Source organism: Plantibacter sp. (assembly GCF_059073635.1).
Genome location: NZ_JCACOF010000010.1, coordinates 1 through 19616, shown reverse-complemented (window position 1 = coordinate 19616; position 19616 = coordinate 1). Strand labels below are relative to the sequence as shown.

Annotated in this window: 16 protein-coding genes and 1 pseudogene; 13 read left to right on the top strand and 4 right to left on the bottom strand. The window is 70.5% G+C overall.

Annotated elements, in window-relative coordinates; genetic code table 11:
* Window positions 1–2: 2 nt before the first annotated feature.
* Window positions 3–2517: pseudogene (pheT, locus tag AC5JOC_RS12315) on the top strand (phenylalanine--tRNA ligase subunit beta).
* A 72-nt stretch (window positions 2518–2589) separates the two neighbouring features.
* Here pheT and AC5JOC_RS12310 read toward each other — a convergent pair.
* Window positions 2590–4149 (bottom strand): helix-turn-helix domain-containing protein, encoded by a 1560-nt coding sequence (locus tag AC5JOC_RS12310; protein ID WP_124769494.1) that lies wholly within the window; start codon window positions 4147–4149, stop codon window positions 2590–2592.
* A gap of 36 nt (window positions 4150–4185) precedes the next feature.
* The gene (locus tag AC5JOC_RS12305) at window positions 4186–4833 is read right to left on the bottom strand and encodes a hypothetical protein (RefSeq protein WP_494246500.1); all 648 of its coding nucleotides are present in this window, start codon (window positions 4831–4833) and stop codon (window positions 4186–4188) included.
* 140 nt (window positions 4834–4973) lie between these two features.
* On the opposite strand from AC5JOC_RS12305, the gene AC5JOC_RS12300 reads away from it, so the two are divergent.
* The 9 genes from AC5JOC_RS12300 to AC5JOC_RS12260 all read left to right on the top strand — a co-directional run bounded on the left by AC5JOC_RS12300 (window position 4974) and on the right by AC5JOC_RS12260 (window position 14553).
* Entirely contained in the window at window positions 4974–6257 is a 1284-nt protein-coding gene (locus tag AC5JOC_RS12300) for a sensor histidine kinase (RefSeq protein ID WP_494246499.1), read from the top strand.
* Window positions 6254–6943, top strand: a complete 690-nt coding sequence (locus AC5JOC_RS12295) for a response regulator (RefSeq protein WP_192006523.1) — start codon at window positions 6254–6256, stop codon at window positions 6941–6943. Before AC5JOC_RS12300 ends, AC5JOC_RS12295 begins: the two co-directional genes overlap by 4 nt.
* Window positions 6944–7144: 201 nt before the next feature.
* Window positions 7145–8188: an N-acetyl-gamma-glutamyl-phosphate reductase gene (argC, locus tag AC5JOC_RS12290; RefSeq protein ID WP_064294415.1), complete on the top strand. Its 1044-nt coding sequence runs from the start codon at window positions 7145–7147 to the stop codon at window positions 8186–8188.
* Window positions 8185–9354: a bifunctional glutamate N-acetyltransferase/amino-acid acetyltransferase ArgJ gene (gene argJ / locus AC5JOC_RS12285; RefSeq protein ID WP_086473853.1), complete on the top strand. Its 1170-nt coding sequence runs from the start codon at window positions 8185–8187 to the stop codon at window positions 9352–9354. Before argC ends, argJ begins: the two co-directional genes overlap by 4 nt.
* A gap of 2 nt (window positions 9355–9356) precedes the next feature.
* Complete coding sequence (gene argB / locus AC5JOC_RS12280) at window positions 9357–10262, top strand: acetylglutamate kinase (RefSeq protein WP_079707058.1); 906 nt, start codon at window positions 9357–9359, stop codon at window positions 10260–10262.
* Window positions 10259–11443, top strand: coding sequence for an acetylornithine transaminase (locus AC5JOC_RS12275; RefSeq protein WP_079707057.1), 1185 nt, complete (start codon window positions 10259–10261; stop codon window positions 11441–11443). The genes argB and AC5JOC_RS12275 overlap by 4 nt, the downstream gene beginning before the upstream one ends.
* 35 nt (window positions 11444–11478) lie before the next feature.
* Window positions 11479–12420, top strand: a complete 942-nt coding sequence (argF, locus tag AC5JOC_RS12270) for an ornithine carbamoyltransferase (protein ID WP_064294412.1) — start codon at window positions 11479–11481, stop codon at window positions 12418–12420.
* A 69-nt stretch (window positions 12421–12489) separates the two neighbouring features.
* Window positions 12490–13920, top strand: coding sequence for an argininosuccinate lyase (gene argH / locus AC5JOC_RS12265; protein WP_137243205.1), 1431 nt, complete (start codon window positions 12490–12492; stop codon window positions 13918–13920).
* A gap of 15 nt (window positions 13921–13935) precedes the next feature.
* Window positions 13936–14553, top strand: a complete 618-nt coding sequence (locus tag AC5JOC_RS12260) for a DNA-3-methyladenine glycosylase (RefSeq protein ID WP_494246498.1) — start codon at window positions 13936–13938, stop codon at window positions 14551–14553.
* A 9-nt stretch (window positions 14554–14562) separates the two neighbouring features.
* On the opposite strand, the gene AC5JOC_RS12255 is transcribed toward AC5JOC_RS12260, so the two are convergent.
* Both AC5JOC_RS12255 and AC5JOC_RS12250 read right to left on the bottom strand, forming a co-directional pair.
* A complete protein-coding gene (locus AC5JOC_RS12255; RefSeq protein WP_159879019.1) occupies window positions 14563–15162 on the bottom strand; it encodes a hypothetical protein in 600 nt (199 codons plus the stop codon).
* On the bottom strand, window positions 15159–15791 hold the full coding sequence (locus AC5JOC_RS12250; protein WP_494246497.1) for a DNA-binding protein: 633 nt from the start codon (window positions 15789–15791) through the stop codon (window positions 15159–15161). The genes AC5JOC_RS12255 and AC5JOC_RS12250 overlap by 4 nt, the downstream gene beginning before the upstream one ends.
* A gap of 168 nt (window positions 15792–15959) precedes the next feature.
* On the opposite strand from AC5JOC_RS12250, the gene tyrS reads away from it, so the two are divergent.
* From tyrS to AC5JOC_RS12235, 3 genes are all read left to right on the top strand, one after another.
* Window positions 15960–17270, top strand: a complete 1311-nt coding sequence (tyrS, locus tag AC5JOC_RS12245) for a tyrosine--tRNA ligase (RefSeq protein WP_121291724.1) — start codon at window positions 15960–15962, stop codon at window positions 17268–17270.
* Window positions 17271–17313: 43 nt separating this feature from the next.
* Window positions 17314–17700, top strand: a complete 387-nt coding sequence (locus AC5JOC_RS12240; RefSeq protein ID WP_494246495.1) for a hypothetical protein — start codon at window positions 17314–17316, stop codon at window positions 17698–17700.
* A 145-nt stretch (window positions 17701–17845) separates the two neighbouring features.
* Window positions 17846–19225, top strand: a complete 1380-nt coding sequence (locus tag AC5JOC_RS12235) for an outer membrane protein assembly factor BamB family protein (protein ID WP_494246493.1) — start codon at window positions 17846–17848, stop codon at window positions 19223–19225.
* Window positions 19226–19616: the final 391 nt, after the last annotated feature.

Below are 19616 nucleotides of genomic sequence, written 5' to 3'. Positions count from 1 at the left end.
TCGTGCGTGTTCCATTGAGCTGGCTCGGGGAGTTCGTCGAACTCGCCCCGGGGACCACCCCCGAAGACGTCCACGCCGCGCTCGTGCGCGTCGGGCTCGAGGAGGAGGACGTCCACCGCTTCGAGCTGACCGGTCCCATCGTGGTCGGCGAGGTCCTCGAGTACGTCGAGGAGCCGCAGTCCAACGGCAAGACCATCCGCTGGTGCCAGGTCCGCGTCGCCGAGGGTGACGCCGAGGGCGCCGTGCGGGGCATCGTCTGCGGTGCCGGCAACTTCTTCGTCGGCGACCAGGTGGTCGTCACCCTGCCCGGCGCCGTGCTGCCCGGTCCGTTCCCGATCGCCGCTCGCAAGACCTACGGCCACGTGTCCGACGGCATGATCGCCTCGGCTCGCGAGCTCGGTCTCGGTGAGGACCACGACGGGATCCTGCGCCTCTCGACGATCGGGGTCGAGGCACCCGTCGGCACCGACGCGATCAGCCTGCTCGGTCTCGACGACGCTGCGGTCGAGCTCAACGTGACGCCCGATCGCGGCTACGCGTTCTCGATCCGAGGGGTCGCACGCGAGTACTCGCACGCGACCGGTGCGGCCTTCCGCGACCCGGCGGCGAGCGTCCCCGAGGCGTTCACCGGGCCACTCGACGGCTTCCCCGTCACGATCGAGGATGCGGCGCCGATCCGCGATCGCGTCGGGTCGAGCGTCTTCGTCACCCGCGTCGTGCGCGACGTCGACCCGACGAAGCCGACCCCGCCGTGGATGGTGGCGCGGTTGAAGCTCGCCGGCATCCGCTCGCTGTCGCTCGTCGTCGACATCACGAACTACGTCATGCTCGAGCTCGGACAGCCGATCCACGGGTACGACCTCGACAAGCTCACGGGCGGCATCGTCGTCCGGCGCGCGCGGTCCGGCGAGACCTTCGTCACGCTCGACGGCCAGGAGCGGAAGCTCCACGACGAGGACCTGCTGATCACCGACGACTCGGGCCCGATCGGGCTCGCGGGCGTGATGGGTGGCCTCGACACCGAGATCACCGATGCCACGCGCAACGTCCTCATCGAGGCCGCGAACTTCGACCAGGTGTCCATCGCGCGGAGCGCGCGCCGCCACAAGCTGCCGAGCGAGGCCTCGAAGCGGTTCGAGCGCGGTGTCGATCCGCAGATCGCCGTCGCGGCCGCCGGTCGCGTCGCGCAGTTGCTCGTCGACCTGGCCGGTGGCCGGACGGACGACCTCGGCTCCACCGTCACCACGGCGCCGGATCGCGAGCCGATCCTGCTCCCCGACGACTACATCAACGGCCTCATCGGCGTCACGTTCGGAGCGGACGAGACACGATCCGCGCTCGCCGAGATCGGCGCGGCCGTCGAGGCGACCGATGGCGGCCTGCTCGTGACGCCGCCGAGCTGGCGCCACGACATCACCGGCAAGGAGGACCTCGCCGAGGAGGTGGCGCGGATCCTCGGATACGACCGCATCCCGTCGGTGCTCCCCGTCGCGCCTCCGGGACGTGGGCTCTCGCGTTCGCAGCGGTTGCGCCGTGGGGTCGCCGATGCGCTCGCCTACGGCGGCGCGACCGAGGTGTTGGCCTATCCGTTCGTCTCCGCCGAGGAGAACGCGCGGTTCGGCGCTCCGCAGCCGGGTGCGTTCCCAGCCGTGAAGCTCGCGAACCCGCTCGACGCGAAGGCCCCCTTCCTCCGCGCGTCGATCCTGCCCGGTCTCCTCGCGGTGGCCCACCGGAACGTCTCGCGCGGTCTGACCGACCTCTCGATCTTCGAGGTCGGCGCGGTGTTCCGTCCGTCCCGTCACGGCGCGTTCGGCCAGGCCGAACTCCCGCAGGCGGCGGTCCGTCCGAGCGAGGCCCAGCTCGAGGAGCTCGAGGCGGGCGTCCCGGCCCAACCGCGTCATCTCGGATTCCTCGCGGTCGGCAACGCCGTCGCGAAGCAGCCGGGCCAGCCCGCCGTCGCGGCCGGTATCGCCGACGCGCTCGAGGCCGTCCAGGCCGTCGCGGTGGCGACCGGTGTCGACATCACCGTCTCGCAGGGCAGCCACCAGGCACTGCACCCCGGACGGACCGCGGCGCTTGCACGTCGGCGACGTCCTGGTGGGGTACGCGGGGGAGGTGCACCCGGCCGTCGCCGAGGAGGCGAACCTGCCGCGCGTCGTGGCGGTCGCGGAACTCGACCTGGATCGCATCATCGCGCTCGGCGACGCACTGCCCGAGGCCGTCGGCATCGGAACCCTTCCCGCTGCGACGCAGGACCTCTCGCTGCTCGTCCCCGCGACGGTCTCGGCCGGTGAGGTCCTCGACGCCGTCCGGGTCGGAGCCGGTTCGCTGCTCGAGCACATCCGCCTCGTCGACGACTATCGCGGTTCGGGCGTGCCCGAGGGTGGCAAGAGCCTGACCTTCGCGCTGCGGTTCCGCGCGCCGGACCGCACGCTCACCGCGGCGGAGGCGAGCGACGCGAAGCTCGCCGGCGCGGCAGTGGCGGCCGAGCGCTTCGGCGCGAGCATCCGGGACTGAGCCGGTCGTACCGGACGACAGCGGCCCCGCGGATCGACGATCTGCGGGGCCGCGTCCGTCGGACGGGACGACTCAGTCGCGGAAGGTCTCGATCGACGCACCCAGGGTGATGAGCCGCTCCTGCAGCTGCTCGTACCCGCGAGCGATGATGTCGACGTTCCGGAGCACGCTCGTGCCCTTCGCGGCGAGCATGGCGAGCAGGATGACGACGGCCGGTCGCAGCGCGGGAGGGCAGCTCACCTCGGCGCCGGACCAGTGCGTCGGCCCGGAGACGTCGATGCGGTGCGGGTCGCGCAGGCGGACGTTCGCGCCGAGTCGCGTCAGGTCGGTGAGGTGGATCGCCCTGCCCTCGTACACCCAGTCGTGGATGAGCGTGTCGCCCTCGGCGCAGGCCGCGATGACCGCGAAGAACGGGAGGTTGTCGATGTTGAGCCCCGGGAACGGCATGGGGTGGATCTTGTCGATCGGGGCGTGCAGCTTCGAGGGGTGCACGGTGACGTCGACGAGACGGGTGCGGCCGTTCGCGGCCGCGTACTCGGGGGAGCGGGTGTAGCGCAGTCCCATCTCGCCGAGCGTCGCGAGCTCGATCTCCATGAACTCGATCGGCACGCGCGTGACGGTGATCTCCGAGTCGGTGACGATCCCCGCGGTGAGCAGACTCATCGCCTCCACCGGGTCCTCACTCGGCCAGTAGTCCACGTCCTCGTTGATGACGCTGCGGCCGGTGATCCGGAGCGTCGTGCTCCCGATGCCCTCGATGGTGATGCCGAGGAGCTCCAGGTAGAAGCACAGGTCCTGCACCATGTAGTTCGGGCTGGCGTTGCGGATGGTCGTCACGCCGTCGCGCACCGCGGCGGCCATGATGGCGTTCTCGGTCACGGTGTCGCCGCGCTCGGTGAGCACGACGCTCAGCTCCTCGGGTACGTCGGGGGCGACGGTGGCCTGGTACCAGCCGGCGGTCGCCTCGATGGACAGGCCGAACGGCCGGAGCGCGATGAGGTGCGGTTCGACGGTGCGGGTCCCGAGGTCGCAACCACCGGCGTAGGGGAGGGCGAAGGTGTCGTAACGGCCGAGCAGCGGACCGAGGAACATGAGCACACTGCGGGTCCGGCGACCGGCGTCCTCGTCGATGCTCTCGAGTGAGAGGTCGTCCGGGACGTGGATCTCGACGTCCTGGCCGTCGGGCGACCAGACCACGGAGACGCCCAGGCTGCGCAGGACGTCGATGATGCGGTCGACCTCGACGATCCGGGCGATGCCGTGCAGCGTGGTGCGGCCGCGGTTCATGAGCGCGGCGCACAGGAGCGCGACCGAGGCGTTCTTGCTCGAACGCACCGCGATGGTCCCGTGCAGCTGTCGGCCGCCCTGGACGCGGAGGTGCGAGTTCTTCTTCTGTTCGCCGAAACTGACGATCTCACTCTCGAGCGCGGTGCTGATCCGGCTCAGGAGGTCGATGCTGATGTTCTGACTGCCCTGCTCGATCCGGTTGATCGCGCTCTGGCTCGTGCCGACGCGTTCCGCCAGCTGGGCCTGGGTGAGTTTGCGTCCCTGACGGGCGCCGCGGATGAGTGCTCCGACCTGCCGGAGCGGTGCCGCAGGGTCCGTTCGTTCAAACGTTGCCGTGTCTTCCATGTCGTCACTCTATCTCAGATATGAGATAGAGCGCCGTTAGGGACGCCCCTGAGATGTCGGAACGGAATCCGAAACCCGCTCCGTGGTGTCAGGCGCGGGCGCGGAGCTCCGGAAGAGGACGGCGTACACCGGGCCTGCGGCGAACCAGATGCCGGTGATCGCGACGAGCTTGATGATCATGCCCCAGATGACGTCCTCGTTCGCGAGGGCGAAGGACGCGGGGACGGTCCAGCCGACCATGGCCTGCATCGCGAGGAGCCCGGCGACCGCGATCGCGACGGCGAGGACCACCCGACGCCACTCCGACCAGGCGGCCCGGACGTACGCGGGCCCGGACTTCGGCTTCGGCCGCGGTGCTGGACCGCCGGCGAACCGGTGTGCGAACCAGACGTCCGCCTTCGTGATGAGCGCGTGGCCGAACGCCACCGTGAAGCCCAGGTAGATGGTCGCGAGGAGGTGCGTGACGTTGGGCTCCTCGCCGGACGCGAGGTCGGTCGCGGTCAGGACCAGGAGGACGAGGTCCACGACCGGTACACCGATCAACATGATCGCGCTGAGCCGGCGCCGCCGGAGGAGGTAGCGCACCGCGAGTCCGCCGAAGAGGAGGATCCAGAACGCGGCCTCCGCGCCGAGGATGGCCCAGATGAGTGGGCTCGTGCCGAAGAGTTCAGTGAAGCTGTCCATGTTCCGATGGTGTCGCGGGGTGATGCCGTGCCACATCGACCGTGCTGCTGATCCTCCGGCGACGGGGTCAGCGGAACTGCGTACGCGGGCTCGTCCCTCCGACGCTCGCGCCGCGCGGCGCGAGCTGGTGTGATGGAGGTATGGCTGCTCTCGAAGGACCGCGCGCATGGGTGGATCGACACCGCGAGCCGGTCATCACCACGGTGTGCGCGGCCATGGGACTCCTGTTCGCCCTCCTCGGGATCCATGTCCCCTGGGGGACGACCGTGTCGGAACCGCCGCTCCTCCTCACCCTCGTCTTCCTCGCGGCCATCCTGGCGGTGCACCTGCTCCGCCGTCGACGCCCGTTGACCACGCTGGCCGTCGGCGTCCTGATCGCCCTCGCCGAGGCGCTCACCACCGGAGGCAGCGGCCTCGGGATGCTCATCGTCGTGTCCGACCTCGCCTATGCGGCGGCGCTCTACTCGCGGTCCCGGGTCATGGACGTCGCCGCGTTCGCCTGCACCGCGCTCGCCGTCGTGTCCGTCGGTGTCTTCGCGGTGATCTGGTTCACCGACGACGTCGAGGCCGTCACCCGGCTCGGTCGCGGCGTGGTCCTCGGCTCGCTCATCATCGTCCCGGTCATCCTGGCGAGCTCGATCTGGTACGGCAGGATGGTCCGGTACCCCCGTCTCGAGGCCGAACGCCAGCGCGAGCGCGCGGACACGATCGCCCAGGCGGCGGCTGCGCTCCGGCAGGACGCCGTGACCCGTGAACGGCTCGAGCTCAGCCGGGAGCTGCACGACGTCATCGCCGGTCACCTCTCGGCGATCGCGATGCAGTCGGCGGCGGCCCTGGAACGACGCGACGGCACCGACCCGGTGGCGCTGCGGCGCAGCCTCGCACTCGTCCGGACGAGCAGTCTCGACGCGCTCGCCGACATGCGCACCATGATCGACGTGCTCCGCGGTGACCAGTCGGCCGACGACCCGACCCAGGCACCAGACCGACTCACGGCCGAGTCGGTCCGCCGCGCGGTCGAGGTCGCCCGTGCCAACGGACTGGAGGTGGAGGTACGGGCACCGGACGACGCGGCGCTCGCCGAGGTCCCCGCGCAGACCTCGATCGTCGGGCTCCGCACGCTCGTCGAAGGCCTGACGAACACCGCGAAGCACGCACCGGGTGCCTCCGTCCGGGTCGAGGTCTCGCTCCCGCCCGGTGCCCTGTCCGTCACGCTCAGCAACCCGCTGCCGACGGCGACCTCGTCTTCGGTGCTCGCCGGGTCCGGTGGGGTCGGCCTCGTCGGCCTGGCCGAGCGGGCACGTCTGATCGGAGGCGACCTCGTCGCGGGGCCGGACGGTCCGGACTGGCGGACGGCGCTCACCGTGCCGAGCCCCGTGTCACCGACCACCCCCGCGGTCGTCACCGCAGGAGGGGCGTCATGACCATCACGGTCCTCATCGCGGACGACCATGCCGCCGTCAGAGCGGGTCTGGGAGCGCTGCTCGACGAGCCGGACGACATCCTGGTCGTCGCCGAGGCGGCGGACGGGGAGGCCGTCGTCGCGCAAGCCGTGCGACACCGACCGGACGTCGTGCTGCTCGACGTCCAGATGCCGCGTGCCTCCGGGATCGACGCGATCCCGGCCATCCTCGCTGCGGCCACCCCGCCGCCGAGCATCATCATGCTCACGACCTTCGCGCTCGACCGGTACGTCGACGAGGCGCTGGCGGCCGGGGCGAACGCCTTCCTGGTGAAGACGGTCTCCGCTGCCGGCCTCGTCGACGCGATCCGACGAGTGCATGCGGGCGAGGCGGTGCTCGCCCCTGAGGTGACCCGCCGAGTCCTCGAACGTCTCGCCGCGGCCAGACCTCCGGTCGTGCCGGAGCCGGCGCTGCCGCACCCCGGTCTGGCCACGCTGACACCGCGGGAGCGTGAGGTCCTCGAGCAGCTGCGCGAGGGACTGAGCAACGCGGGGATCGCGACCGCGCTCGGGCTGTCGGAGGCGACGGCCCGGACGCACGTGTCCCGGATCCTCGTGAAGCTCGACGCACGGTCGCGGGTCCAGGCCGCGCTCATCGCGGAGCGGGCTGCGCCGGGCGCGGATTCGTCGGCATCCTCGTCGTCGTAGTACGCTCTCGACATGGCACGTTTCCAGGCACAGGGTTCTTCGCGGGCGATCACGCTCCGCGCCCTCCGCCGTCCCGTGTCCGCACGCGCTACCGCAGAGCGACGATAGGCGACCCCGGTGCTCGCACGGTCCAGGTGACCGTGCAGTCGTCCAGGAGTCGCCGCCTCCGCCCCTCGAGCGTCCACTCAATAAGGTAGAGCCATGTCCTTCTCTGTAGCGGTGGCCGGAGCATCCGGCTACGCAGGAGGCGAGCTGCTTCGGCTGCTCGCCGACCACCCCGACTTCGACGTCCGGACGGTGACCGCGCACGCGAACGCCGGTCAACCGCTCGTCGACCACCAGCCACACCTCCGCTCACTCCGGCATCTCGTCCTCGAGGCGACGACGCCGGAGGTGCTCGCGGGACACGACGTCGTCTTCCTCGCCCTGCCGCACGGCAAGTCGGGTGAGGTCACGGCATCGCTTCCACCGGAGACCCTCGTCGTCGACTGCGGAGCCGACCACCGGCTCGTCGACGAAGCCGACTGGGACGCCTTCTACGGCGGCGACTACTTCGGCGCCTGGGCCTACGGTGTGCCGGAGCTCCAGACGTCCACCGGTCGGGGGCGCGACGCTCTCGTGGGCGCCAAGCGGATCGCCGCTCCCGGATGCAACGCGAGCACCGTCGCCCTGTCCCTCGCGCCCGGCATCGCCGCGGGGGTGATCGAGCCGCTCGACCTCGTCTCCGTGCTCGCCGTCGGGCCGTCCGGCGCGGGGAAGAGCCTGAAGGTCAACCTGCTCGCGAGCGAGGTGCTCGGCACGGCCAACCCGTACGCCGTCGGCGGTACCCACCGGCACATCCCCGAGATCACGCAGAGCCTCCGGGCGGCCGGTGCCGATCGCGCGTCCATCTCGTTCACCCCGGTCATCGTCCCGATGTCGCGCGGCATCCTGGCCACCTCGACGGCACGCATCGTCCCGGGCACCACGGCGGCAGCGGTCCGCGAGGCCTGGGAGACGGCCTACGCCGACGAGCCGTTCGTCCAGGTGCTGCCCGAGGGCTCGTTCCCCCGGACGGCCGACGTCCTCGGCGCCAACACCGCGCTGATCGGACTCGCCGTCGACGAGACGGTGGGACGGGTCGTCGTCGTGACCGCCGTCGACAACCTCGTGAAGGGGACCGCCGGCGCGGCGATCCAATCGGCGAACATCGCGCTCGGGCTCCCCGAGACGACCGGCTTGAGTGTGAATGGAGTGGCACCGTGAGTGTGACAGCAGCAGCAGGGTTCCTCGCGGCGGGCGTCGCCTGCGGCCTCAAGACCTCCGGGGGCCTCGACCTCGCGGTGGTCCACAACGTCGGTCCGCTGCAGCACGCGGCGACGGTGTTCACGAGCAACCGGTGCAAGGCCAACCCGATCCTCTGGAGCGAGCAGGTCATGCAGGACGGCATCGTCTCGGCGATCGTCCTGAACTCCGGCGGCGCGAACTGCTACACGGGGACGCGCGGTTTCCAGACGACGCACGCGACCGCGGAGGCCGTCGCAGAGCGACTCGCGATCTCGGCCGGCGACGTCCTCGTCTGCTCCACGGGGCTCATCGGCGAACAGCTCGACCTCGACAAGCTGACCGCGGGCGTCTGGGACGCCACCCGCGCGGTCGCCGACGAGGACGGTGCGAGCGAAGCGGCCGGCCTCGCCGCGGCGACCGCGATCATGACGACCGACACGAAGCCGAAACAGGCCGTTCGGAGCGCGGACGGATGGACCGTCGGCGGCATGGCGAAGGGTGCGGGCATGCTCGCCCCCGGGCTCGCGACGATGCTCGTCGTCATCACGACCGACGCTGTGCTCGAGCCGGCGCAGCTCGACCAGGCGCTCCGCAGCGCGACCCGTGTCACCTTCGACCGCCTCGACTCCGACGGCTGCATGTCCACCAACGACACGGTGTCGCTCCTCGCGTCCGGGTCGAGCGGCGTCACCCCGGAGCTGTCCGCCTTCACCGAGGCGCTGACGGAGGTGTGCCGCGACCTCACCCTGCAATTGCAAGCCGATGCCGAGGGCGCGGCCCACGACGTCGCGATCGAGGTCGTCGGCGCGGTGTCCGAGGACGACGCGGTCGAGGTCGCCCGCGCGGTCTCCCGCAGCAACCTCTTCAAGGCGGCCATCTTCGGCAACGACCCGAACTGGGGCCGGGTGCTCGCGGCCGTCGGGACCACGGGCGCCGAGTTCGACCCGTACGGGATCGACGTGGCCATGAACGGCGTCCAGGTGTGCACCGCCGGCGAGCCGGATCAGTCGCGCGACCTCGTCGACCTCTCACCGCGCGCCGTGCACGTGCTCATCGACCTCCACGCCGGTGACACGGGAGCCACCATCTGGACGAACGACCTCACGCACGACTACGTGCACGAGAACAGCGCGTACGCGAGCTGATGATGACCCAGTATCGAGACAACTCTCCCGAGGAGGCGGCGATCAAGGCCGCCACCCTCATCGAGTCGCTTCCCTGGCTGAAGACCTTCCGCGACCAGACGATCGTCGTCAAGTTCGGCGGCAACGCGATGGTGAGCGACGAGCTCGCGCAGGCGTTCGCGGAGGACATGGTCTACCTGCGCTACGCGGGGCTCAAGCCCGTCGTCGTGCACGGTGGCGGCCCGCAGATCTCCGCGATGCTCGAGCGGCTCGACATCCACAGCGAGTTCCGCGGCGGGTACCGGGTCACGACGCCCGAGGCCATGGAGGTCGTCCGCATGGTCCTCACCGGTCAGGTCAACCCCGAGCTCGTGGGGCGGATCAACGAACACGGCCCGCTCGCCGCAGGACTGTCCGGCGAGGACGCGGGCCTGTTCGGCGGGCGTCGTCGCTCGATCGTCGTCGACGGCGAGACCGTGGACATCGGGCTCGTCGGCGACGTCGTCAGCGTCGACCCCACCTCGGTGCAGGCCTACCTCGACGCCGGCAACATCCCGGTGGTCTCCTCGATCGCCCCCGACCTCGACCAGCCCGGCCAGACGCTCAACGTGAACGCCGATGCGGCCGCCGCGGCGCTCGCCGTGGCACTCGGTGCCGCGAAGCTCGTCATCCTGACCGATGTCGCCGGGCTGTACAGCGACTGGCCCAACCGCGACTCGCTCGTCTCGCAGATCACGACGAGTGAGCTCCGAGCCATGCTGCCCACGCTCGAATCGGGCATGATCCCGAAGATGACCGCCTGCCTCGACGCCGTCGACGGCGGGGTCGCCAAGGCTGCCATCATCGACGGCCGCGTACCCCACTCCATCCTGCTCGAGGTGTTCACCCAGAACGGCTCCGGCACCGAGGTCGTCCCGGAGGACTCATGAGCGACTGGAAGAGCCGCGTCGACCGCGACATGATGCGCACGTTCAACACGCCGATCGCCATGCTGACGCGCGGTGAGGGATGCCATGTCTGGGACGCCGAGGGCAACCGCTACCTCGACTTCCTCGCGGGCATCGCGGTGAACGCACTGGGACATGCGCATCCGGCGTTCGTCGGTGCGATCACGCGACAGGCGAGCACGCTCGCGCACGTCTCCAACTACTTCTCGAGTCCGCCGCAGCTCGAGCTCGCGGCCCGACTGAAGCGTCTCGCCGGAGCGGACGAGGGCGGTCGGGTGTACTTCGCGAACTCCGGTGCCGAGGCGAACGAGGCGGCGTTCAAGCTCGCCCGACTCAACCACGGCGACGGATCGCGGACCCGGGTCCTCACCCTGGAGAACTCCTTCCACGGGCGGACCTTCGGCGCGCTCGCCCTGACCGGCAAGCCTGCCCTGCAGGAGGGGTTCCACCCGCTCCCGGGCGGCGTCGAGCACATCCCGACCACGATCGAGGCACTCGAGGCGGCGATCGACGACCGGGTCGCCGCGCTGATCCTCGAACCGATCAAGGGCGAAGCCGGCGTCATCGACCTGCCGGAGGGCTACCTCGCCCGTGCCAGGGCACTCACCGAGGCACACGGCGTGCTGCTCATCATCGACGAGATCCAGACCGGGGCCGGTCGGACGGGGGAGTGGTTCGCGTTCCAGCGGGACGGCATCGTCCCGGACGCGATCACCGTCGCCAAGGGGATCGGCGGTGGCATGCCGATCGGCGCCCTCGTCACCTTCGGCGCCGCCTCCGAGCTGTTCGGACCCGGCCAGCACGGCAGCACCTTCGGCGGCAACCCGCTCGCGACCGCGACGGCGAACGCGGTGCTCGAGGAGATCGAGCGCGCCGGTCTCGTGCAGAACGCCGCCGCGCGCGGTGAGCAGTTGCGGGCCGTCATCACCGCCATCGGTTCCCCGCTCGTCGAGGAGGTCCGCGGACACGGGCTGCTCATCGGCATCGGCTTGAGCGCCCCGGTGGCGGCCGAGCTGTCGGCCGCGGCGTTCGACCGAGGGCTCATCATCAACGCCCCGAACGCGACGAGCATCCGGATCGCGCCGCCGCTCATCATCGGCGACGCCGAGATCGACGAGTTCACCTCCCTCTTCCGCGCGGCGCTCGACGCCGTCCAGGCCTGACCGGCCATCGACCCACACGAACAGGACCACCAGCCATGACCCGTCACTTCCTCCGCGACGACGACCTCAGCCCGGCCGAGCAGGCCGAGATCCTCGACCTCGCCACCGAGCTGAAGCGCGACCGCTGGTCGCGCAAGCCGCTCGAAGGCCCGCAGACCGTCGCGGTCATCTTCGACAAGTCCTCGACGCGGACACGCGTCTCCTTCGCCGTGGGGATCGCCGACCTCGGCGGATCACCGCTCATCATCTCGACGGCCAACAGCCAGCTCGGCGGCAAGGAGACGGCCGCCGACACCGCTCGCGTCCTCGAACGTCAGGTCGCGGCGATCGTCTGGCGGACCTACGCCCAGTCCGGTCTCGAGGAGATCTCGGCCGGGACGACCGTGCCCGTCGTCAACGCGCTGTCCGACGACTTCCACCCGTGCCAGCTCCTCGCCGACCTCCTCACGATCCGCGAGCACAAGGGCGAGCTCGCCGGTCTGACGATGTCGTTCTTCGGCGACGGAGCGAGCAACATGGCCCACTCCTACCTGTTGGCCGGCGCGACGGCGGGGATGCACGTCCGCATCGCCGCCCCGGCCGAGTTCGCCCCGGCTGCGGACGTCGTCGCCGACGCGGAGCGCATCGCCGCGACGACGGGCGGCTCCGTGCTCGTGACCACCGACCCCGACACTGCGGCGGCGGATGCCGACGTGATGATCACCGACACCTGGGTGTCGATGGGCAAGGAGGACGAGAAGGCGCAACGCGTCGCCATCTTCGGCGGCTACCGGGTCGACCGCAGGCTCATGGGGCTCGCAGCGTCCGACGCCGTCTTCATGCACTGCCTGCCCGCCGATCGCGGCTTCGAGGTCGAGGCCGAGGTCATCGACGGGGCGCAGAGCATCATCTGGGACGAGGCGGAGAACCGCCTCCACGCGCAGAAGGCCCTGCTCGTGTGGCTGCTCGAGCAGCAGCACGCCGGCTCCGCGGCCTGACCCTTCCCCGGCTGCGGCCGACCGACCAGTCCGGAGCACTCCGGACGCCAGCAGTACAGGAGGCCCATCGTGGCAGATCAGCAGAACCGAGCAGGCGAATCCGGGGCCCTCTGGGGTGGACGCTTCGCGAGCGGACCGTCGCCGGAACTCGCCCGTCTGAGCAAGTCCACACAGTTCGACTGGGTCCTCGCCGCATACGACATCGCGGGCTCCCGTGCCCACGCCAAGGCGCTCGCGTCGGCGGGGTACCTCGACGAGGACGAGCTTCGCGGGATGCTCGCCGCCCTCGACGTCCTGGACGCCGACGTGGCCGACGGGACGTTCGTCGCGGCGGAGAGCGATGAGGACGTCCACTCGGCGCTGGAACGCGGGCTCGTCGAACGGGCCGGCAAGGAACTCGGTGGGAAGCTGCGCGCCGGACGGAGCCGGAACGACCAGATCGCGACGCTCGTGCGCCTCTACCTCATCGATCACGGACGGGTGATCGCCCGCGACGTCATCCACCTGATCGACGCGATCGTCTCCCAGGCCGAAGCACACCCGGACGCGGTGATGCCCGGCCGCACGCACCTGCAGCACGCCCAGCCGGTGTTGCTCGCCCACCAGCTGCTCGCGCACGCCTGGCCGCTCACCCGCGACCTGGAACGGCTCCGCGACTGGCTCGCCCGGGCGAGCGCCTCGCCGTACGGTTCCGGAGCGCTCGCCGGCAGTTCCCTCGGTCTCGACCCGGTGCTCGTCGCGCACGAGCTCGGGCTCGACCGGCCGACCGAGAACTCGATCGACGCCACCGCCAGCCGCGACGTGGTCGCCGAGTTCGCGTTCATCACCTCGCTGATCGGGATCAACCTGTCCCGGTTCGCCGAGGAGATCATCGTCTGGAACACCCGCGAGTTCGGGTTCGTGACCCTCGACGACGCCTACTCGACCGGCTCGAGCATCATGCCGCAGAAGAAGAACCCCGACATCGCCGAACTCGCCCGCGGGAAGTCCGGGCGACTCATCGGGAACCTGACCGGGTTGCTGGCGACGCTGAAGGCGCTGCCGCTCGCGTACAACCGCGACCTGCAGGAGGACAAGGAGCCGGTGTTCGACTCCGTGAACCAGCTCGAGGTGTTGCTGCCGGCGTTCACCGGGATGGTGGCGACGCTCCGCTTCGACACGGCACGGCTGCGCGAGCTCGCACCGGAGGGGTTCTCCCTCGCGACGGACGTCGCCGAGTGGCTCGTCAAGCAGGGTGTCGCCTTCCGCGACGCTCACGAGATCAGCGGCGAGCTCGTGCGGTACTGCGAGGAGCGCGGCCTTGCACTCGACGAACCCGACGACGCCGCACTGGCGGGTGTCTCGGAACATCTCACGCCGGCCGTGCGGAGCGTCCTGACCGTCGACGGCTCGATCGGTAGCCGACTCGGCGCCGGTGGGACTGCGCCGGAGCGGGTCCAGGACCAGCTCGTGACGCTCGTCGGGCGGGTGGGCGCGCTGTCGCAGGCCCTCTCGCTCTAGACGGGGCGGGGTCCGATGACGACGGCCGGTCCGCTGCGGGCGCTGACCTCGGGATCGGCCCTCGAGGTCGCGCCCGCGCTGCTCGGAGCGGTGCTGTCCCACACGACGCCCGAGGGCACCGTGTCGGTCCGTCTCACCGAGGTCGAGGCCTATCTCGGGGTCGGCGAGGATCCCGGATCCCATGCGCACCGTGGTCCGACCCCGCGCACGAGTCCGATGTTCGGTCCGCCCGGGCATCTGTACGCGTACTTCAGCTACGGCATGCACGTCTGCATCAACGTCGTGTGCTCACCGGTCGGCACGGCGTCGGCCGTCCTCCTGCGCGCCGGCGAGGTCGTCGCGGGCCTGGAGCTCGCGCGGCTGCGACGCGGTGAACGGGTGCCGGATCGCGACCTGGCCAGAGGACCGGCGCGGCTCACCGTGGCGCTCGGGATCGCGCTCGACCAGTCGGGTGACGACCTCGCCGAGCCGCCCTTCGACCTGCTCCTGCCCGAGCGCCCGCTCGCCTCGGCGGCCGGTCCGCGGACGGGCGTCAGCGGGGTCGGTGGGGGAGCCGCCTACCCGTGGCGGTTCGTGCTCCCGGGGGAGACGACCGTCTCGCCCTACCGCCGGTCGCCCAGGGCCGTGGACTGACCCGCCGGCTCAGCCTCGCGCGAGCAGCAGGATCGACGCCACCCCGGCAGCCCAGAGGAGGCTGGCGAGCGAGCCGATGATGAACCGCTCGCGCGCCTCGGCCGAGTCGAGTTCGGTGAAGCGTCCGACACCCTTCACCGCGACGATGACCGCGATCGCCTCCGGATAGCCGGAGAACAACGCGGCGACGAGGGCGAGCCGTTCGAGGATCCCGATCGCGGTCCCGCCGCGCAGCACTTCGATCGGACGTCCGACGACCTGCGAGGCGCTCGGGTTCCGGTGCTCCACGAGGATGCCGCCGTGGATCCCGGGGGCGACGCTGCCCTTCGTCGCGAGGGCGAGGACGAAGGAGGCGACCGGACCACCGCCGGCGACCGCGACGGCGAGGACGAAGACGCCGAGGAGCACGAGTGCCGGACCGGTCGGCGGAACCGAGGGGACGAGCGCGACCAGGAGGGCCCCGATCACCATGAGGGCCGCCGCCACGACCATGAGACGATCCGCGAGACGCGCGCTCAGCACCCGGGCCAGCAGGAGGAAGACGAGCGCGCTTCCGAGGAGGCCGATGACGGTCGGCCAGGTGATGGGCGTGAGCGTGACGAGGTTCATCGCTCGTCCTTTCGGTCGTCGGGGTGGTGCACGGAGGCGTCCTGGTCGAGCTTCGCCAGGAGGCGGATGAGCGCGGTGGTCGCCGCGGCTTCGGCTCGGACTCCGGCGGCCGCGACCCGGCGACTGACCGAACTCTCGGTGATGCCGAGTCGTGCCGCGGCCTCGGACTGGGTCACGCCGGCCGCGAGCAGGTCGGCGACCTCCCATCCGCCGGCGGTCCGCCGGTCGCGGAGGTGGAGGAGGAGCACGATGAGCGCTTCGACGTCGGCGCCGCCCTGCTGGTCGGCCGCCTCGAGCGCGAACCGGAAGGGCGCCCGCTTGGCCCGCGTGACGGCCTCCCGCGCGGCGTAGAAGGCCTGACCGGTCGCGGCTCGGGTTGAATCGGGGAGCGGACGCCGGACGTCGCCTTGTCCGATGCCCACGCTCCAGCCGCGATCCCGGAGGAGGTCGAGGGCGATGGCGAGCGCGACCTCGGCGTCCTCGGTGGCGAGCTGGAACTCGTCGCCCGCCGTGCGTTCGGCCTGGAGGAGCAGGCTCTCCGAGAACCGGTCGTTGATCGACTCGATGACACCGGCGGCGCGATCAGGGCCGGTCCGGCTCGCGATCTGATCGACGGTCAGCACGTACACGGCTCTCCTCTCGGCGGTGGGTCGGCTCGATCACCCTAGTCGCAACGTGCAGGTATTTCCACAACTCTGACGAATGAGAGGAATTCCTGCACGTCACGGTCGCCGCGATCGCGCCGGTGCCGATGCGCCCGATCCAGCAGCCGATGCCGCGCTGATAGCCTTGCAAGCGTGTCGAACCTCGCTCTTCCTGACCAGCGCAACGATCCGACCTTCGAGGACGTCTGGGACGAACTCGTCTGGCGCGGGCTCGTCCACGTGTCGACGGATCAGCAGGAGCTGAAGCGTCTGCTCGGTGGAGCGCCGATCACCTACTACTGCGGGTTCGACCCGACGGCTGCGAGCCTCCACCTGGGCAACCTGGTCCAGCTGCTCGTCATGCGTCGGCTGCAGCTGGCCGGACACCGCCCGCTCGGGCTCGTCGGTGGTTCGACCGGCCTCATCGGCGACCCACGACCGACCGCCGAGCGCACGCTGAACACGCCGGACACCGTCGCCGAGTGGGTGCAGTCGCTCCGCGCGCAGATCGAACGCTTCCTCAGCTTCGAGGGCGACAACGCCGCGCGCATGGTCAACAACCTCGACTGGACCGCACCGCTCTCGGCGATCGACTTCCTGCGGGAGATCGGCAAGCACTACCGTGTCGGCACGATGCTGAAGAAGGACGCGGTCAGTGCCCGCCTCAACTCGGAGGCGGGGATCAGCTACACCGAGTTCAGTTACCAGATCCTCCAGGGGATGGACTACCTCGAGCTGTACCGCGAATACGGCTGCGTCCTGCAGACCGGCGGGAGCGACCAGTGGGGCAACCTCACGAGCGGCACCGACCTCATCCACCGGGTCGAGCGGGCCACCGTCCACGCGATCGGGACCCCGCTGATCACGAACTCGGACGGCACGAAGTTCGGGAAGAGCGAAGGCAACGCGGTCTGGCTCGACCCGAGCATGACGAGCCCGTACGCGTTCTACCAGTTCTGGGTCAACACCGACGATGCGGACGTCATCGCCCGGCTGAAGGTGTTCACGTTCCTCGATCGGGTGGAGATCGAGCGACTGGCGGCCGCGACCGAGTCGGAACCGTTCAAGCGGGAGGCGCAGAAGACCCTCGCCTACGCCGTCACCGCGCTCGTCCACGGGGTCGCCGCGACGGATGCGGCCATCGCCGCGTCGGCCGCGCTCTTCGGTCAGGGCGATCTGGACGCACTCGACGCGGACACGCTGCGGTCGGCCGTCACGGAGTTGCCGAACGCGCGGGTGGCCGCGGAGACGCTCGTCATCCAGGCGCTCGTCGACACGGAGCTGTGCTCGAGCCTCGGTGAGGCTCGACGCGCGGTCGCCCAGGGAGGCGTCTCGGTGAACAACCGCAAGATCGACGACGTCGACGCGACCCTGGACGACCGGTTCCTCACGGGCGGGGTGGCCGTGCTGCGCCGCGGCAAGCGCACCCTCGCCGGGCTGTTCCTCGACGGAGCGCCCGCCTGATCCGCCGACGACGGCATCGTCGTCGTCATCGAACCTGAAGGGGATGCTCCGAGTGCAGCTCTGCGAGGCGTGCGGGACCGAGATCGTCGACCGTCGCGACGGTGTGTGCCCGAGTTGTGGGGCCATGCTGCCGCTGCGCACGGGCGAGCTGTCGACGGTGGAGACCCTGGCCGAGGCCGAGGCGGCAGAGCCGGAGCCGGTGGACGAATCGGCGGACGAGCCCGAGTCGGAGTCGACGGACGACCGGCCCACGCCGGCCGACGACGGCGACCTCGTCGAGACCGATGCACCCCACGTCGAGACCGATGCCCCCGCGGGTGAAGCCGATCGGCTGCCGTCGCCGGACGTCGACACCACTGAGCCCACGCCCGCCAAGTACCGCGACGTCGATCCCGGCGATCGCCGTGCCGACACCGGTTCCAGATGCTGAGTCCACCAACCCGGCCCCGGCGTCGGCTCTGCATGCGGCGACAGCCGTTGCGGCCGGGCCGGCTTCGGCAAGCGCCGCGGGGGAGGCACCGGGGGAACAGACCGCGACCGCGACCGCGCCCCGCGCCCTCTGGCACCCTGATTCGTTGCCCACCACGGCCAAGCGGACCCCCTCGCGCCGACGATGGTTCCTCCTCGGCGGACTCGCACTCGCCGTGGTCGCTGCGATCGTCGCGGTCGTGCTCATCGTGGTCGCGGCCGTTCCCCACCGCGTCGAGGGGCTCGCGCTCCTCCGCGACCTCCCGACGAAGCCGACCGTCGGAACATGGGAACTCGCGCATCCGCTGGACGACGAGGTGGCCGCGGGCGACGAGCTCTACCTCAACGGGTACACCGCGAGCCCCAACACTGCGCTGCTCGTGTGGTCGACCGACCGGCCACTGGATCAGACGGCCCTCGACGACGCTCCGGGCGAGACGGTGGTCTCCCTGGTGAACACGGCGAACGGCCACACCCTCTGGGACCGTCGCGTCACCGAGCTCTCTCCGGAGTTCGACCGCTTCGACGCACCGGTGGTCGTCTCCCCACCCGATGCGGCCGCGATCGTGCTGAGTCAGGGCGACCTCATGGTGGCCGTGAGCCGTCGCGACGGGCACGTGGTGTCCACCTCGCAAGAGCACTCGAGTGTCGAGGGGATCGGCTTCGCCGACTTCGCCGCGCCGGCGGCGTTCGTCCCGGGTCTCGAGGGTGACCTGCTCATCTCGTCGACCACGGCCGACGGCACCGGGACGGTCGGCCGCTACCGGTCGACGGACCTGACCGACCCGGTCTGGGAGGTCAGCGGTGACGCCGGCGAGCGGGCGACCACCGCGGGCGACAAGCTCTTCTACGACGGTGCGGTCTACTCGCTCGACGACGGATCGACCATCGACTGGCAGGGCGACCTCTCCTGGTACTACCAGCAGGTGGGCGGCGATCTCGTCGCGATCGACTACTCCGGCAACGACACCACGATCCGCGGGGTGGACGACCGCACCGGCGCCGAGCGCTGGAAGGCGACCGGGGCGCTGCCGGTGGTGCTCGACGCGAGCGGGCTGTTGGTCGTCGCCGACCAGTCGGGGGAGCGGGTCCGCCGCCTCGACCCGCGATCCGGCGAGGTCGAGTGGCGCAGCGGACTGACGAGCACCTGGGACGGCGCCTACACCGTGGGCGACACGATCATGCTCGGTGACGGCGAAGGCGGATACACCGGGGTCGGCGCTCGCGACGGTGAGATCCGATACGAGGAGCAGGACGCCGAGGGCAGCCTCGTCGGATACAGCGATCGGACCCTCCTGCTCACGCTCGACGGCACGCTCGTCGGGATCGACGCGACCACGGGCGAGCGCAGTTGGTCGGTCGACTCCGCCGGAGACGAGTACTCGTTCACCGCCTGGGGCGGAAGCCCACTCGCCGTCGCGACGGTCGTCGCGGCCGGTTCCGGCTCAGCGGCCGTCCTCGGCATCGGTGACGCTGATCGGGACTGAAGCGCGTGGATCCGGGCGACACGCCCGGGATGCAGCGATGATTTGCCAGCCCCTGGCGGTCTGCGTAAAGTAATCACTCGTCACCCCAAAGGTGCGGGAAGCGGAAGAGCTTCCCGGCCTCAAGTGGGACTGATACCCAGCCAAAAGCCGAGCATCTCCACGTGAGTCAAACTCACACTTGAGATCGTCTCACTTCAAGACTAGGTTGGAACTTCCCAGCTCTCGGGTCATCGAAGCGGTGAGGATCAGACGGACTCCGGTCCACTCAGATCAGCTCCTGGTTCGACTTGACAAGAACCGAAGAAGTGGTAAGTTAGAGAAGTTGCCCTGCAGGGCGGTCGTGATGGCCAAAGGCAGGAGCATCCGATCCTTGAGAACTCAACAGCGTGCA

Coding starts and splice junctions, on each gene's coding strand:
- AC5JOC_RS12310 (WP_124769494.1), bottom strand. CDS start 4,149: ATGGAAGACACGGCAACGTTTGAACGAACGGACCCTGCGGCACCGCTC.
- AC5JOC_RS12305 (WP_494246500.1), bottom strand. CDS start 4,833: ATGGACAGCTTCACTGAACTCTTCGGCACGAGCCCACTCATCTGGGCC.
- AC5JOC_RS12300 (WP_494246499.1), top strand. CDS start 4,974: ATGGCTGCTCTCGAAGGACCGCGCGCATGGGTGGATCGACACCGCGAG.
- AC5JOC_RS12295 (WP_192006523.1), top strand. CDS start 6,254: ATGACCATCACGGTCCTCATCGCGGACGACCATGCCGCCGTCAGAGCG.
- argC (WP_064294415.1), top strand. CDS start 7,145: ATGTCCTTCTCTGTAGCGGTGGCCGGAGCATCCGGCTACGCAGGAGGC.
- argB (WP_079707058.1), top strand. CDS start 9,357: ATGACCCAGTATCGAGACAACTCTCCCGAGGAGGCGGCGATCAAGGCC.
- AC5JOC_RS12275 (WP_079707057.1), top strand. CDS start 10,259: ATGAGCGACTGGAAGAGCCGCGTCGACCGCGACATGATGCGCACGTTC.
- argF (WP_064294412.1), top strand. CDS start 11,479: ATGACCCGTCACTTCCTCCGCGACGACGACCTCAGCCCGGCCGAGCAG.
- AC5JOC_RS12260 (WP_494246498.1), top strand. CDS start 13,936: ATGACGACGGCCGGTCCGCTGCGGGCGCTGACCTCGGGATCGGCCCTC.
- AC5JOC_RS12255 (WP_159879019.1), bottom strand. CDS start 15,162: ATGAACCTCGTCACGCTCACGCCCATCACCTGGCCGACCGTCATCGGC.
- AC5JOC_RS12240 (WP_494246495.1), top strand. CDS start 17,314: ATGCTCCGAGTGCAGCTCTGCGAGGCGTGCGGGACCGAGATCGTCGAC.